Raw genomic sequence first — 14715 nt, forward strand, 5'->3', positions numbered from 1 at the left:
TCTTGGTTGCCGCGATAGACTTACACACTCTTGATGCAGAGGCGCATTAAGCGCCGTTAAATCCGGTGAATTGACCGTTGCGCAGGGCAGACAGGCGCGTAAATATGATTGAATGCTACAAGCGATCTTGCGCTCTTTAGCTATGCTGCGCGGGTATAACCGGAGGGTGTTATAATGCCTGTCAATGCGCCTGATAGTTCCACAATCACCCCGCATGCAGCAGATCGGCCCACACCCGCAGCAACCGGCATTCGTTTGCCGGCCATTCCGGCAGCCGCCTTCGGCATCGTGCTCGGCACGGTTGGGCTTGCCAATGCCTGGCGGGCCGCGACAGCCCTCTGGGGCGCGTCCCCCATTGTCAGCGAAACGATCGGCCTGATCGGTGCTGCAATCTGGTGCGTTCTGATTATATGTTACGCCTTGAAATGGCTGGTCTTCCGGTCAGACGCGTTGCAGGAACTGGAACATCCGATACAATGCTGCTTCACCGGCCTTGTCGGTGTCGCGACCATGCTGGTCGCCACGATCACCCTGCCCTTCTCCGCACTCCTGGCCGAGATCCTCTATTGGATCGGCGCCTGCTGGACGGCACTTTTCGCACTGTGGCGGACGGGCATCCTCTGGCGCGGCGGCCGCAATCCATCGACCACGACGGCGGTTCTCTACCTGCCGACAGTTGCCGGCTCCTATGTGCTTGCCATCGTCGGCGCATCGCTCGGATATCAAAGTCTGAGCCAGCTCGCCTTCGGCGCCGGTTTCTTTTCCTGGCTTGCGATTGAATCCGTCCTGCTCAACCGGCTGCTGACCGCGCCGGAACTCGCCGAACCGGTGCGTCCGACGATCGGCATCCAGCTCGCGCCGCCGACGGTCGGATGCGTCGCCTATCTCAGCGCCACGACGGGCGTACCGGACATGCTGGCCCATGCCATGCTCGGTTATGGCCTGCTGCAGGCCTTTCTGATGATCCGCATCCTGCCCTGGGTGATGAAACAGCCGTTTGCGGCCGGTTACTGGGCCTTTTCCTTCGGCCTTACGGCGCTTGCAACCGCGGTGCTGAGAATGACCGAGCGTGGCGATACAGGCATCGTCCCGGCAATCGCCATGCCTGTTTTCGTCATCGTCAATGCTCTGATCGCACTTCTCGCCGTGCTGAGCATCGGCCTGCTTCTCCGCGGAAAACTTTTTCCGCTTCTCACGCGAAGGGCGTGACCCTGATTAGAGACCTTATTCTGCACATACCTTACGGAAGACCGATCTCTCAGCCTTCCTTTGCTGGCCGGAACGGCTCGCCCAGCGTATGCATCAACCGGTTCGCCCAGCCGAAAATCGACGTCGACATGATCAGGTCGAGGATCTCCAGCTCATCCAGACCGACAGCCTTCAGACGGGCCATGTCTTCGGCTATCGCTGCCGGCGGAAAGGCCGAAAGTTTCACCGAGAAATCGAAGATCGCCTGTTCCCGTTCGGGCAGTTTCGCGGCCGTTTCGTGCGCGAAAATCTCTTCGACAATCTCGGTCGTCTTGGTAACCTGATTGAAATGGCGGGCATGCACGGCAATGCAGTAGATGCAGCGGTTGACGATCGACGAACCGATCGCCCCAAGCTCCCGGCCCCCGCGATCGAGCCCGTCCTTGCCATACATGATGCCGTTGAACAGCGGCGAACGGTGCAGCAGCGATTCCGGGTCGTGGGCAAGCGTCAGGACATAGTCCGAGATCTTCTTGTTGGCCGGCGTGATCTTTAATGCCTCGCGCTGCTCGTCCGTAAGCTCCTCGACCTTGACCGGCCTCACGAAAGGCCGCCAGTCGAGAACCTCCGTCGTGTAGTGGTGAACGGCGTCGGTCATCGGATGTCCTCCATCAGGCGCAGACCGGCAACGAGGCGGACCTGATATCCCAGAAACGCAGCAAGCTCGGCAAGCCGGACGATATCCGCGTCGCTGACACCTGCCGCATACAATTTTTCAATGTCGCCGCTGGTCGCCGTGCGCGGGCGGCAGGTCAGCATGTCGGCATGGTCGAGGATCGCCTGCAGCCAGGGATCGTCGGAAACGGCATCCGGCTCGATCAGCCCGACCAGATCGTAAAAATCCTCGCACTGGGTGAAGTGCTCGTAATAGTGATCCTTCATCCTGCTATCGCCGAGCCGTTCGGAAGCCCTGACGGCAATCAGCGCCCGCAACGCGTGGGAAAGCCCCCCGGGTTCGGCCGGCGTCAGCACCGCCTTGCGGCTCGCCTCGGTCAGCGCCATCAGGTCGGCGCGGCGCGCAAGCAGATTGTTGATCCGGGCATCCGGAACAGGCCCGACAAGGGCCTCGATCAGGTCAGTCATGCAGCAGTCTCTCTTGAATTTCGGATAGGGCGGGCTTGTCGTCGTCAGACCTGCAGCGCCGAATTGATCAGCGGCTTCAATGCCGCCGGTTCCAGCACCTGGGTGATGAACCGATCGACGATCGGCTCGTAGGCGCGCCATAGCGAGCGCAGCTTCGTGGCGGGTTCGGGTTCGAAATCGACGCGAAGATCGACCAGCGGCCAGGCATGTTTGTCGACGATCAGAAGCGCCGCGGCCATGGCCGGCTGCGTCTCGCCTCCGGCCGCAACGCCGGCATCGAGCGAGGCCAGCAAGCGTTCGGCAAACGGCATGCCGGCTGCGGCTTCGTAACCGCGAACCATCGACTCCGTGACCTGTTCATTGGCCATGAAATTGCCGACCGAAACGCATGCATCGCCTTCATGGGCAGTTGCGATGGATGAGATATCCGGCCCGTTGAAAAATGCCGTCCGCCCGCCCGTGTCCACTGCCGCAAACTGCCGAAGATTGGGATGTTCGCTGCCTGCGACGAGAATATCCACGGTCTCGCGGGCCGAAAAACCCTTGCCCAGCAGATCGAGCCCGAGCGGTCCGCAACGGATATCGGTGCGATGCTGGGTGGCGATCACGCCGGTTCCAGCGCGTGCCCACGAGCATCGGTTGCCGACGGCAATGCTCGAACTCGCCACAGCGATGCCGAACATGCCGGTCTGCCGGTCGAGTGCTGAGAGTGAAAACGTCATAACCTCACCTTGATGTTTTGGGGATGCTGTTGGCGTTCATCATTGTTCAAACCTCGCGGCTGTCCCTGAACCGGTACCAGGGCAGGATCAGTCGCGCGAAACGAGAGACGAATGCGTGGAACGGCACGGTGGAAGGTGTCGTCGGCATCAGCGCCAGCTTCTCGTCCGGCACGCCTTCGACGGCATCGGCCATGACCGGCCCCATGGCGCAGGCGAGTGCCAGGCCGCGGCCGTTGCAGCCGATCCAGGCATAGATGCCGTCGCCACGCCGATAGAGACGCGGCAGGCGATCCATGGTCATGGCGATGCCCCCGCCCCAGAAGGAGGTCATCGGCCTTTCCGCCAGGGCAGGAAACATTTGCCCCAACCGCCGTGCGACCATGGCCGGCAGGCGCCGCGCGGCACCGGCCTGGATCGCCAGCGCGCCACCGGAAATCAGCCTTCCCTCGCGATCCTTGCGGAAATAGCGCAGGTCCATCCGCGTGTCCGAAGCAGCCTCGTCATTCGGCAGGATCGTATCGGCCAGAGCGCCAAGCGGATCGGTCGCGGCCTGATAGGATGTCACCGGAACGATCGAGCGCGTCAGCTCCGGCCAGAGATCTCCGCTATAGGCTGCGGTCGTCAGCACGATTTTTGGCGCATGGATGCGCCCGCCGGCCGTCTCGACAATCCAGTCGCCGCCATCGCGGATAAGACGCAATGCCGGACTGTTTTCGAAGACGACAACACCTTCCGACACGGCGGCACGGGCAAGGCCGCAGGTGAAGGCGTAAGGATTGATATGGCCGCCGCCGCGATGTTCCCACCCGCCGCAATAGGCGCCGGTCCCGAGCCTCGCGCTGATTGCCTCTGCGGAAACAGCACCGGTCGGCGCACCGACCGCCGCCCATTGCGCGGCAAGGCCAGCAACCCGTTTCAGCCGGCCCGGCGTATGCGCCGGCTGCAGCCAGCCGGTTCGCCGTGCATCGCAATCGATCCCGTAACGCTCGATCAGATCATAGAGCTGGTCGGCAGCGCCTTTCACCAGCTGAATGAAACGTTCTCCCCTCTCACCCGGCCAGACCTTGCGGATCGCATCCGGACCATGGCGGGTGAGTGCAGAGATAACCTGCCCATTCGCCCTGCCGGACGCACCGTAACCGACACGCACCGCTTCCAGCACGATCACGCGATTTCCCCGATGGACGAGCTCCAGCGCCGTCGAGAGCCCGGAGATCCCTCCACCGATGACGACGACGTCAGCGCATGTCTCGCCTTTCAGCGCCGGCGCCTCGAATTTTTCACGCGAGAGCGACATCCAGAGCGAGGACGGCGTGTCGGACGGCCAGGAGGTCATGCGGCGGCGACCTCGATCTCCACGCCGCAAATGCTGCGCAGATCATGATATTGCGGCTGGCGACCGGCAAAGATGAGCCGGCCGGCACCGGCGGCGATCGCAACGCCCTGCCGGCTCTCATCCGGCGGGAAAACAGCCAGCGATCCCGCCCCTGGCAGCGCGACCGACACGAGCTGGGAAACACCATTGGCATGAACCATGGTTTGAGGCAGCCAAAGAAGCTCGGCCGTATGATGCTGGCAGACCAGGCATTGCAGCCCGGGCGTCGCCGAAGGTTCGATCCGCGTGATGGAAAAACGCAGCTCGCCGTCATCGGTCATGCGGGAGAAATGGCGGACGGGTTCGGCTGCAATACCGAGCGATGCGAGCTCCAGCGCGGAAACTTCGATATCTGCGCTGCGCAGGGCGAAGCCACGAATGCCGGGCCCCTTGCCCAGCAGATTGCGCCATGTGGCATTGGCCGGCGTTTCCGCGACAATGCCCATGATCTCGATATAGCAGCCGCCCTCCAGCATGACGCAGCGATTGGCCGTGCCCATGGCCGGGCTGTGCCGTGTCTGCGGCGTCACATCAAAACCGGCGGCCTCGAAGGCAGAGCCCGCCGCTACCAGATCCGGCACAAGGACGACGACATGGTCGACCGGCAGAACGAAACTCATCCGGCCACCGTCATCTTGTCGATGCCATAGACACGGTCGACGATCAGAAGCGCGACGACGGCGAGAGCGAGCTGCAGCGTGCTGAGCGCAGCGATCGTCGGGTCGAACTGGTTTTCCATATAGCTCAGCATCACGACCGGCAGCGTGTTGGTGCTGGCGCTGCCGAAGAAATAGCTGATCGGCAGATTGTCGAACGAGGTGAGGAAGGAAAACAGCGATCCCGCCATGATGCCGGGCCGGATCAGCGGCAGCGTCACATGCCAGAAGGTCAGAAGCGGGTTGGCACCGAGAATGGCCGCCGCTTCCTCATACGAGCGCGGCAGCCCCGCATAAACGCCGGCAACCGTGCGCACGATATAGGGCAGGCAGACGACCGTATGGGTGATCAGAAGTGCGGCAAAGGAAATGCCGACGCCGAGCCAGGACAGGAAGAACAGCGAGGCAAAACCGATAACGATCATCGGCATGGACAGCGGCGACAGGAGGAAGGTCATGATCCCGCTTGCCCAGGCGCTGCGGGACCGCGCGAGAAAGATCGCGGCCGGCACCCCGATCAGGCAGGACAGGACCGTCGCTCCGATCGCGATCTCGATGCTGACGATCAATGCATCGATGAAGGGCTGGTATTCAAAGATATGGGCGAACCACTTCAGCGACCAGCCGGGAATCGGGAAGGAGACGTAACCGGCAGAGGTGAAGGACACGAGGACAACGATCAAAATCGGCGCCAGCATGAAGACAAAGAAGAGAACGACGAAGGCGGCAAGCCCGAGATTGATCCAGTCGCGTTTCATCGCTCAGGCTCCCTTGCGGCGCACGAGGCGCAGTTGCAGGAACAGGCAGAAGACGGCGATGACCAGCAGGATCATGCTCATGGCACTTGCCATGCCGAAATCGCGCGTCGTGTTAAACTGCTGGTAGATCATCAGCGGCAGCGTCTGCATGCCGCCGCCGAGCAGGACGAGCGTGACGAAACTGCCATTGGCGATCATAAAGACGAGGATCGCGCCGGTGCCGATACCATCAAGCGATAACGGCAGCGTCACTTCGAAAAAGGTGCGCAGCCGGTTGGCACCAAGGATTTTTGCTGATTCTTCGAGCCGCGTATCGATGCCCTGCAGCACGGTTGCGATGGAAAGAACCATGAAGGGCACGAGGACATGCACCAGTGCCGCGATCGCAATTTCGGGCGAATTGGTGAGCCTCAGCGGCGCCGACAGAATACCGAGCTGATCGACGAGAAGATTGTTTACGAGCCCGCGCCGGGCAAACAGCACCTGCCAGCCGAAAGTGCGCATGATGATCGAGGTCAGAAGCGGCGCGATCAGAAGGAAGATGATCAGCCCTGAAAAACGCCCCGCCTTGCGGACAAGGAAATAGGCGACCGGATAACCGATGATGATCGAGATGATCGTCACCCCCGCGGACAGCAGAACCGTCTGGGCAATGATCCAGAGATAAAAGCCGTCGGTCAGCAGCGAGGCATAACGCGACAGGGTAAACCCGCCGTCGTTGGCGATCACGCTGCGCATGCCGTTATCGATCAGCGGCAGCACGAAAAAGACGACGAGAAAGAGAACAGCCGGCAACGCCAAGAGAGGCGGCGCGAGCAATCTCGTCCGTCGGCTGGGCAATGTCTGTTGCAGGCTGGTATCGCTCATCGCTTGCATCCGTTGGCGGGAAATTTGGGCTGCCCCATCAAAGGGCAGCCCATGGTCGGTTAGCGGCCGATTTCGCGGTTCCAGCGATCGACCCATTCGTTGCGCACCTGAGCGATCTGCTCATAGGGCGGAAACGCGGTCTTCTGCCAAGGCGTGATGCGCGGCTTGATCTTGTCGCTGTAGACGACGTCGGAATTCGTCACGCCATAGTTCATGATGTCGGCGAACTTGGTCTGGTTCTGCGCGTCGAGGATTTCGTTGATGTATTCCCAGGCGAGCGGATTGGCGTTCTTCGGCTTCTGTACGGCGACGCCGTTCAGCGAACCGCCTTCTTCCGGGTTGATGAAGTCGATCCAGGTCGCGCCGCTGTCGTAATGGTTCCAGGTACGGCCGTCGAAATAGATGCCGACTTCGGCTTCGCCGGAGGACAGGTGGTTGAAGAAGTCGTTCGGACCACCCCAGAACACCAGATTGTCCTTCATCTTGGCCATGGCCTTGAAGAACGGATCGACATTGTCGACACCACCACCGAGCGCCTTGGCCATGGCCCAGATCAGCATGATCGGGGTGACGGCATAAGCGATCGACGGAACGGAGGCGACGAACTCGCCCTTGGAAACGCGATCGACGAATTCCGCGAACGACTTTGGCGGGTTCTTGACGCGTTCCTTGTGGAAGGTGATGCCGCCGACGCCGTAATCGAACAGCGTGCCCTTGCCCATGACGCTGTCGGTCAGTTCCTTCGGGATCTTGGCAAGGTTCGGGATCTTGTCGACGGTGAAGTCATCGACCAGACCGGATTTTGCAGCCGTCAGAGCCAGGTCCGGCGTCATGATCAGCACGTCGACCGGCGGCTTTGCCTGGTTGGCTTCGACCTGTGCCAGCCACTGCGGCGGACCACCAAGGGAAACATTTGCCTTGGCTTTGGTCTTGGCCTCGAAGGGCGCGACGAAGCATTTGCGGACCGCTTCTTCCCAGACGCCGCCAAAAGCGGTGACGGTGATTTCCGTCGACTGGGCGTTTGCCAGGCGCGGCATGCCGCCTGCCATCAGGCCGGCGCCGATCATGGCGCTGCCACCGAGGAAATGTCTTCTCTTGATTATCGTCATCACAGTTCTCCAAAGCTGGAACGAGGTGGCATCAGTCTTTTCGGTTCATGCGCATCAAAGGCTGCTTGCGGCGGCCTCCAGCCGCTGACGCGCGGCGTCAACGGCAGTCTTGCCGGCCTCCACCCGCGGAAAACCTTCCGGCAGTTCCGCAAGCACGGCATCAAAGATTTCACGGCGGCGGCGCTGGCGCACGGCGCCCGGCAATGCCACCAGCGAACGGTTGAGGCTGTCCATGACACTGGCCGGAAAGGCCTGGTCCCAGCGCTCACGTTCGACGCCCTGGGCATTGGCCGAGGTGCTGGCCGTCATGCCCTTGCGCAGGCTTTCGGTCTTTGCTGCATCCACGGCACCATCGACGATTGCAACGCCGTATTCGCTTTCAGCCGCTTCCGCAGTGACAAAACCGTTGGCGACATCCTTCAGCACGGCCTGCGGATCACGCGCGGCAGGATCACCCCAGCCACCGGCGCCCGGCGTCAGGAAGGTCACCGTGTCGCCGGCATTGACGGTCAGGACATCGATCTTGCCGAGATGTTTTTCGCGCTCCGTGCCACGGTTGAGAATGAGCTGCCCCGGCATGCCGGGCTTGCCGCCATTCGAACCCCAGGGCCGGAACAGCAGCCGCTCGAGACCGCGTCCGAGAACATTGCTGTCGTCGGTCAGCACGCGGAACGTCAGTTCCATGCCGCAGCCGCCACGCCACTGGCCGGCGCCGCCGGAATTGGGACGCAGCGCATAGGTGGAGATCTCGATGCCGAGCTCGGCTTCCACCGTCTCCACCGGGTTGTTCGCAAGGTTGGAAATGCCGCTGTCGCGACCATCGATGCCGTCGCGGCCCTTGCGCGCGCCGGTTCCGCCGATCATCGGCTCGATGACCTGCACGCGACGACCGCCATGGCCATCCGGCTCGGCCATGACAACCGGAATGACCGTGCCGGACGATGCAGCCGGCATGACATCCGGGAGAGCCTTGCCGAAAGCGCCGTTCAACACGTCGTTGACGCGGATCGCTGCCGCATGGCGAACGCCGACAGCAGCCGGCTCCTGCGGATTGACGAGACTGCCTTCCGGCGCAGTGATCTTAACCGGCGCCAGCATGCCGACATTGAGCGGCGTCGTCGGATCAAGCGTATTGACCAGCGCCAGAACACGCAGCGTCAGCCAGGCATGCGGCCGGCCGCGCGAAGGAATATTCATCGCGGTCGAAACCTGCGGATCGGTGCCGGTGAAATCGAGATGCACTTCACCATCGGCAAACGTCGCGGAAAGCGCAACGCGCACCGGCAGGCGGGTGGCAGCATCGTCATCGAGATAGTCGGCAAAGCTGTAGGTGCCGGCCGGAACGCGCTTCAGCACCGTGCGCGCCTTTTCGGCCGAGTAGGCAACCAGATCGACGGCGGCGGTCGACACCGTTTCGGCGCCGTGCTGCGAAATCGTCTGCTCCAGACGACGGCGGCCGGCGGCAAGGGCTGCCAGCATCGCGCGGATATCGCCCATATTGGCGTCAGGCGTGCGGCTGTTGGCATTGAGGAAGAGCGCGACGTCGGGGTTCATCTCCCCCTTCTTCATCAGCTTGACCGGCGGAATACGCAGGCCTTCCTGGAAAATTTCCGTATTGACCGGCGAGATACTCGACGGCACGCGTCCGCCGACATCCGAGCAATGCACGAAGCACCAGCCGTAAGCGACGATCTTGCCGTCATGGAAGTAGGGCTCAATCATGTGCAGGTCGGGCAGATGCGTCGCGAGACCTTCGGAGCGATAGGGATCGTTGGTGAGGATGACATCGCCCGGTTCAAGCGGGCCGACCGCCGCGATCGCCGGTGCGCATTCGAGGCCGACGAAGCCGGAAACGCCGATCGAGCGCGGATAGGCGAAGAAGCGGCCATCGAGACCGGCGAGCGCGCAGGCGAAATCGGCCGTTTCCTTGACATAGAGCGTGCGGCCGGTGCGCTGCAGCGTCAAGCACATTTCCTCGCTGACGGCGGCAAGCTTGTTGCCAAGGATGGCGAGCGTGACGGGATCAAGCTTCATTACGCGGTTCTTTCGAGATGAAGGTTACCAAGGACATCGGCGCGGGCCGACCAGCCGGGCAGAAGCACCGTCGTCGTATCATCCTGTTCGATGATCGCCGGACCGCTGATCCGGTCGCCGGCACCGAGCGCACTGCGGTCATAAACGCCAGCCGAAACCCATTTGCCGGAGCGGAAGATCGGGCGTTCGCCCTTGGGCGAAGGCGTACCGCTGCCGGCTGCGATTTCCGGCTGGGTGATGTTTTCGGTCACGCCAACGACGGCGAGACGTACGGTGCCGAGCTCGACTTCCGTCTGCGTATCGCGAAAGCCGTAGATGCGCTCGTGTTCGAGATGGAAGGCTTCGGCGATCGAGGCCGCGTCACGGCAGTTTTCGTCCAGCTTGACGCGTAGCTCATAAGCCTGGCCGGCATAACGCATGTCGGCCCCGCGTTCGAAGCGACGGGTCTGGCTGGTTTCGCCTTCGCGGTCGAGCCAGGCGCTGCCTTCGTCTTCCAGTTCCTTCATGACGTCGAGCATCAGCGCGGCAGTCGTCTCATCGACAGCACGGCGGATACTGCGCACGAAATCACGGCGCAGGTCGGCGGCCGCAGCGCCGAGCGCGCAGAACGTGCCGGCCGCCGGCGGAATGACGACGCGGCCGATACCCGCTTCTGCGGCGAGAAGATTGGCATGCGTCGGGCCGGCACCGCCAAACGGAACAAGTGCGAAAGAGGCTGGGTCGAGGCCACGCGAGGCCAGCGTCTTGTAAAGTTCGGTCGCCATGCCGGCGGTCGTCACGGCAAGCGCGCCTTCGGCAGCCAGCGCCGCGCCATCTTCGCCCTTGAGACCAATACGCTCACCGACTTCGGCAAGGGCTGTGCGCGCCGCATCGATATCGAGCTTCATGCGGCCGCCGAGGAAACCGGCCGGATCGATATAGCCAAGCGCCAGATAGCAATCGGTAACAGCCGGCTGCGTGCCGCCGCGACCGTAGGAAACCGGGCCGGGCATAGCGCCGGCGCTCTGCGGGCCGACCTTTAGAAGACCATGCGCATCGACCCAGACGATCGAGCCACCACCGGCACCGATCGCCGAGACATCGACGACGGGCAGCACGAGCGGCAGGCCGCCGATATCGGTGCGCGTTGCGAGTTCAGCAGAACCAGCTTGCGCGACGGCGATATCCGAAGACGTGCCGCCCATATCGAAGGTGATGATCGACTTGACGTCCGCGGCTTCCGCCAGACGCGCCGCCGCCATGACGCCCGAAGCCGGGCCGGACAGAATGGTTTCGACCGGCCGCTCGTCCGCCGAAACGAGACTGAGCGAACCACCGTTCGACGCCGTCACCAGGATCGGAGCCACGACGCCGTCCCGCTCCAGCCCCTTCTTGAGGCCGGCGAAATAACGCTGCATCAGCGGCTGGATATAGGCATTGAGGCAGGCGACCAGCGTGCGCTCATATTCGCGGATTTCCGGCCAGATCGCCGCGGCGGAGGTGATTGAAAGACCACCCGCCTTTTCGGACAGCGTCTTTGCCATGCCGATCTCAACCGAAGGCGTCGTATAGCCGTTGATCAGCACGAGGGCAGCAGCATCAACGCCAAGCGCCTTGAGTTCGGCGGCGACGCGATCAAGCTCGGCATCATCGGCGGCCTTGCTGACTTCGCCCGAGGCCGAGAGACGCGCATCGACCTCGACGATCCGCAGGCGCGGAACGAGCGGCTCTTCCTTGCTCGCATGGAAATCGAAGGAAGACGGCATGCGGCTGCGGGCGATTTCGAGAATGTCGCGATAACCCTTGCTGACGACGAGTGCGATCGTGGCGCCGCGGCGCTGAATGATCGCGTTGAGCCCGATCGTCGTGCCATGCATCAGCGTGCCGACATCACTGGACGTCATGCCCGCCTTCTTCAACAGCGACTGCAAACCTTCTATCAGGGCGCGCGACGGTTCGTCCGGCGTCGACGGTTCCTTGTAATAGGTCAGGCTGCCGTCATTCGGATTGGAGAGGACGAAATCTGTAAAAGTCCCGCCGACGTCGATCCCGATGCGCGCACCGCTTTTCTGCATGATCGTCACTTTCAAATTACTCCGCGCTCACGATGACGCCGTCCTGCGGCGCCCAGTCGAGCGTCACGGCCTGGCCGAGATGATAGGTGGTCGAGCCGAGCGGCCCGTCGGCCTGCCGGTAAACGAAGAGTTCGCGGCCAAGCGCCGGCACTTCGACCTGGTAGGCCGCATAATTTCCGCGAAACACCGCGCCGACGATACGCGCCGCAAGCCCGGCCGATGCCTCGCCGGGCGTCAGCGCCATGCGTTCCGGGCGAACCGAGAGAAGCAGAGACTGGCCGGCCTTCTGCGGCTCGGGGAGATGCAGGTTGACCGGCCCTTGAGGTCCGGACGCAACGAGGCTTGCGCCATCATCGCTCACGCGGCCTTCGAATATGTTCGAGGTTCCCAGAAACTCCGCGACGAAACGGCTTTTCGGCCGGTCGTAGATATCGGCCGGCGCGCCGATCTGCAGGATCCGGCCACCATTCATGACCGCGACCTTGTCGGCCATCGACATGGCCTCTTCCTGGTCATGCGTCACGAGAAGAGCAGTGATGCCGAGACGCTGCTGCATGCCGCGGATCTCGAACTGCATGCTTTCACGCAGCGACTTGTCGAGCGCGCCGAGCGGTTCATCGAGCAGCAGAACCTTGGGATTGACGACGAGCGAACGCGCCAGCGCGACACGCTGCTGCTGTCCACCCGATAGCTTTGACGGATAGACATCGCCCCTGCCCTCCAGCTGCACGAGGTCGAGCATTTCATTGATTTTCGCGTCGCGAGCAGATTTCGCCATGCCGGCCATGCGCAGGCCGAAACCGATATTTTCGGCGACCGTACGGTGCGGGAAAAGGCTGTAGTTCTGGAACACCATGCCGAGCCGGCGCTTGTGCGGCGGCAGCGTGGAAATTTCCTCGCCGTCGATCTGCACCTTCCCGGAATCCGGTGTCTCGAAACCTGCGACCATGCGCAGGGTCGTCGTCTTGCCGCAACCAGACGGGCCGAGCAATGCGACGAGCTCACCGCCATTCACATGCAGATCCAGATTCCTGACGGCTGCGACCTTGCCATAGGATTTATGGATCCCCTTCAGCAGAAGCCCTTTTCCAACCGCCTGTTCCACTACCGTCATGAATAGTTCCCGAGCTTGCGCCTTCAGATGGTGAACCGAAAAGATATGTTCCCATCGGCGTTTTGTAGCGCTACAATATTCTGTGTCTGACTTCTGTCAAGGATTGCTTTTCTCATTTTGCCGTCATTTATAGCAGTGCGTATTTCGTAATCATTCCGCTGTAGAATTAAGCTTAAGGTCACCTCATGACGAAGCTTCGATCCGACGAAACAGTCACTATGCAGTCGGTTGCAGTTGCAGCCGGCGTGTCACCGATGACAGTCTCCAACACGTTCCGTTATCCCGAACGGGTTCAGGAAGAAACGCGCCAGCGCGTGCTCAAGATCGCCGCCGAACTCGGCTATATTCCGAACCACGCGGCCGGCAATCTCGCCTCGGGCCAGAGCCGCGTTATCGGCGCCGTCATCCCCTCGATCAAGAACTCGAGCTTCTATAACTACGTACGTGGCATGCAGGATCATGTTGCGACCGAAGGATATCAGCTTATTCTGAAATTGGCAGATACGCTGAGCCAGGAAGCCTCCGCCATTCGCACCTTCGTCGGGCTGCGTGTCGCCGGCATTGCCCTTGTGGGCGACGAGCACGAGAGCGATGTCAAAACCCTGTTGCGCAAGACGGGCGTGCCGGTCGTCGAATCCTGGGTGCACGAAAACCCGTTCGATATGGCGGTCGGTTATTCCACTTCAGACGCGACCCGCGTAATCACCGAACTCCTGATCGAGCGCGGATATCGGCGGATCGGCTTTGTCGGTTACCAGGGCGATGTCTCCAGCCGCTTCACCGAACGTGTCCCGACCTTCAAACAGAGCATGGAAAAAGCAGGGCTCGACAGCTATCGGATTTTCCTCGTCGATCAGGCGGATGGTTTTGGCGCCGGGCCCAAAGCGCTGGAAGGGCTTTGCGCGATCGACCCCGATCTCGATGCCATCGTCTGCCCGACGGATATCGTTGCGGCCGGCGTTCTGTTCGAATGCGGCCGCCGCGGCTGGAAAGTGCCGGAACGCCTGGCCATCGCCGGATGGGGTGATTACGAAATTGCCTCCGAGATCACTCCCGGCCTGACCACCGTGCAGCCCCACAGCTATGAGATGGGCCAGCGCGCCATGTCGCTGATCATCGAGCGCGCCGCCGGTAGTGGCGCCACGGGCATGATGGTGGATACGGGCTTTCACATCGTCAAGCGCGCCAGCGCCTGACCGGGACCGTGCGGCTCACTTCAGCCGGCGGATATCGACAGCACGATTGTTGATGATCGCTTCCATCGAGAAGAAACCGGTGACCGTGGCCAGATCAAAATTGGTGACGAGCTTCTGATAGAAGGCATCATAACCGCCCATACCGCGGGTGACGACCTTGATGAGGTAATCCCAGTCGCCGCCGATCCGGTAGAAATCAATTACCTCAGGCAAACGCTCGACATGCTCGCGAAAACTGTCGATCCATTCCCTGGAATGGTGCCGGGTGCGGATCATCACGAAAACCGTCAGATCGAGCCCGAGTGCTGAAAGATCGATATCGCTATGGGCGCCACGGATCATGCCGATCGATGTCAGCCGCTGCAACCGACGCCAGCAGGCATTTTGGGACAGACCGACCTTTTCGGCGAGGTCCCGTTGCGACAGATGCGCATCGCGTTGCAGCTGCGTCAGGATCTTCAGATCAAATTCATCGATTTTTTCGACCTTATCTATCATA

Annotated in this window: 14 protein-coding genes; 2 read left to right on the forward strand and 12 right to left on the reverse strand. The window is 61.8% G+C overall.

Translation table 11 applies throughout. The annotated features are described in order from the left end of the window. The first annotated feature begins 174 nt into the window (after window positions 1-174). Window positions 175-1209 (forward strand): dicarboxylate transporter/tellurite-resistance protein TehA, encoded by a 1035-nt coding sequence (tehA, locus tag FHW37_RS21450; protein WP_145640060.1) that lies wholly within the window; start codon window positions 175-177, stop codon window positions 1207-1209. A 49-nt stretch (window positions 1210-1258) separates the two neighbouring features. On the opposite strand, the gene FHW37_RS21455 is transcribed toward tehA, so the two are convergent. Genes FHW37_RS21455 through FHW37_RS21505 form a run of 11 tightly spaced genes read right to left on the reverse strand, consistent with a single transcriptional unit; the run spans window position 1259 to window position 13020 of the window. Further along, complete coding sequence (locus tag FHW37_RS21455; protein ID WP_145640062.1) at window positions 1259-1846, reverse strand: peroxidase-related enzyme; 588 nt, start codon at window positions 1844-1846, stop codon at window positions 1259-1261. Beyond that, a complete protein-coding gene (locus FHW37_RS21460) occupies window positions 1843-2331 on the reverse strand; it encodes a CMD domain-containing protein (RefSeq protein WP_145640064.1) in 489 nt (162 codons plus the stop codon). The genes FHW37_RS21455 and FHW37_RS21460 overlap by 4 nt, the downstream gene beginning before the upstream one ends. 44 nt (window positions 2332-2375) lie before the next feature. Next, window positions 2376-3053 carry a DUF1028 domain-containing protein gene (locus tag FHW37_RS21465; RefSeq protein ID WP_145640065.1) on the reverse strand — a complete coding sequence of 226 codons (678 nt, stop codon included), beginning with the start codon at window positions 3051-3053 and terminating at the stop codon, window positions 2376-2378. 46 nt (window positions 3054-3099) lie between these two features. Beyond that, complete coding sequence (locus tag FHW37_RS21470; RefSeq protein ID WP_145640067.1) at window positions 3100-4389, reverse strand: NAD(P)/FAD-dependent oxidoreductase; 1290 nt, start codon at window positions 4387-4389, stop codon at window positions 3100-3102. Continuing rightward, window positions 4386-5048, reverse strand: a complete 663-nt coding sequence (locus FHW37_RS21475; protein WP_145640069.1) for a VOC family protein — start codon at window positions 5046-5048, stop codon at window positions 4386-4388. The genes FHW37_RS21470 and FHW37_RS21475 overlap by 4 nt, the downstream gene beginning before the upstream one ends. After that, a complete protein-coding gene (locus tag FHW37_RS21480; RefSeq protein ID WP_145640071.1) occupies window positions 5045-5842 on the reverse strand; it encodes an ABC transporter permease in 798 nt (265 codons plus the stop codon). The genes FHW37_RS21475 and FHW37_RS21480 overlap by 4 nt, the downstream gene beginning before the upstream one ends. 3 nt (window positions 5843-5845) lie before the next feature. Continuing rightward, window positions 5846-6709 carry an ABC transporter permease gene (locus FHW37_RS21485; RefSeq protein ID WP_145640073.1) on the reverse strand — a complete coding sequence of 288 codons (864 nt, stop codon included), beginning with the start codon at window positions 6707-6709 and terminating at the stop codon, window positions 5846-5848. 59 nt (window positions 6710-6768) lie between these two features. Next, window positions 6769-7818, reverse strand: a complete 1050-nt coding sequence (locus FHW37_RS21490) for an extracellular solute-binding protein (RefSeq protein WP_145640075.1) — start codon at window positions 7816-7818, stop codon at window positions 6769-6771. 54 nt (window positions 7819-7872) lie between these two features. Beyond that, complete coding sequence (locus FHW37_RS21495) at window positions 7873-9852, reverse strand: hydantoinase B/oxoprolinase family protein (protein ID WP_145640077.1); 1980 nt, start codon at window positions 9850-9852, stop codon at window positions 7873-7875. Continuing rightward, the gene (locus FHW37_RS21500; protein ID WP_145640183.1) at window positions 9852-11906 is read right to left on the reverse strand and encodes a hydantoinase/oxoprolinase family protein; all 2055 of its coding nucleotides are present in this window, start codon (window positions 11904-11906) and stop codon (window positions 9852-9854) included. Before FHW37_RS21500 ends, FHW37_RS21495 begins: the two co-directional genes overlap by 1 nt. Window positions 11907-11922: 16 nt before the next feature. Further along, window positions 11923-13020, reverse strand: coding sequence for an ABC transporter ATP-binding protein (locus tag FHW37_RS21505; protein ID WP_145640079.1), 1098 nt, complete (start codon window positions 13018-13020; stop codon window positions 11923-11925). 185 nt (window positions 13021-13205) lie between these two features. Between FHW37_RS21505 and FHW37_RS21510 the strand changes: the two genes are divergently transcribed. Then, entirely contained in the window at window positions 13206-14216 is a 1011-nt protein-coding gene (locus FHW37_RS21510) for a LacI family DNA-binding transcriptional regulator (RefSeq protein WP_246690854.1), read from the forward strand. Window positions 14217-14231: 15 nt separating this feature from the next. On the opposite strand, the gene FHW37_RS21515 is transcribed toward FHW37_RS21510, so the two are convergent. Then, window positions 14232-14714: an Lrp/AsnC family transcriptional regulator gene (locus FHW37_RS21515; RefSeq protein ID WP_145640080.1), complete on the reverse strand. Its 483-nt coding sequence runs from the start codon at window positions 14712-14714 to the stop codon at window positions 14232-14234. Between the last annotated feature and the right edge of the window lies 1 nt (window position 14715).

This window comes from Neorhizobium alkalisoli (genome assembly GCF_007829835.1).
In the GTDB taxonomy this organism is placed as follows: Bacteria; Pseudomonadota; Alphaproteobacteria; order Rhizobiales; family Rhizobiaceae; genus Neorhizobium.

Bases quoted from the DNA above. Each gene is read 5' to 3' on its own strand.
- FHW37_RS21515 (WP_145640080.1), bottom strand. From the start codon at position 14,714: ATGATAGATAAGGTCGAAAAAATCGATGAATTTGATCTGAAGATCCTG.
- FHW37_RS21510 (WP_246690854.1), top strand. From the start codon at position 13,206: ATGACGAAGCTTCGATCCGACGAAACAGTCACTATGCAGTCGGTTGCA.
- FHW37_RS21485 (WP_145640073.1), bottom strand. From the start codon at position 6,709: ATGAGCGATACCAGCCTGCAACAGACATTGCCCAGCCGACGGACGAGA.
- FHW37_RS21480 (WP_145640071.1), bottom strand. From the start codon at position 5,842: ATGAAACGCGACTGGATCAATCTCGGGCTTGCCGCCTTCGTCGTTCTC.
- FHW37_RS21460 (WP_145640064.1), bottom strand. From the start codon at position 2,331: ATGACTGACCTGATCGAGGCCCTTGTCGGGCCTGTTCCGGATGCCCGG.
- FHW37_RS21500 (WP_145640183.1), bottom strand. From the start codon at position 11,906: ATGCAGAAAAGCGGTGCGCGCATCGGGATCGACGTCGGCGGGACTTTT.
- FHW37_RS21490 (WP_145640075.1), bottom strand. From the start codon at position 7,818: ATGACGATAATCAAGAGAAGACATTTCCTCGGTGGCAGCGCCATGATC.
- FHW37_RS21455 (WP_145640062.1), bottom strand. From the start codon at position 1,846: ATGACCGACGCCGTTCACCACTACACGACGGAGGTTCTCGACTGGCGG.
- FHW37_RS21505 (WP_145640079.1), bottom strand. From the start codon at position 13,020: ATGACGGTAGTGGAACAGGCGGTTGGAAAAGGGCTTCTGCTGAAGGGG.
- FHW37_RS21470 (WP_145640067.1), bottom strand. From the start codon at position 4,389: ATGACCTCCTGGCCGTCCGACACGCCGTCCTCGCTCTGGATGTCGCTC.
- FHW37_RS21495 (WP_145640077.1), bottom strand. From the start codon at position 9,852: ATGAAGCTTGATCCCGTCACGCTCGCCATCCTTGGCAACAAGCTTGCC.
- tehA (WP_145640060.1), top strand. From the start codon at position 175: ATGCCTGTCAATGCGCCTGATAGTTCCACAATCACCCCGCATGCAGCA.
- FHW37_RS21465 (WP_145640065.1), bottom strand. From the start codon at position 3,053: ATGACGTTTTCACTCTCAGCACTCGACCGGCAGACCGGCATGTTCGGC.
- FHW37_RS21475 (WP_145640069.1), bottom strand. From the start codon at position 5,048: ATGAGTTTCGTTCTGCCGGTCGACCATGTCGTCGTCCTTGTGCCGGAT.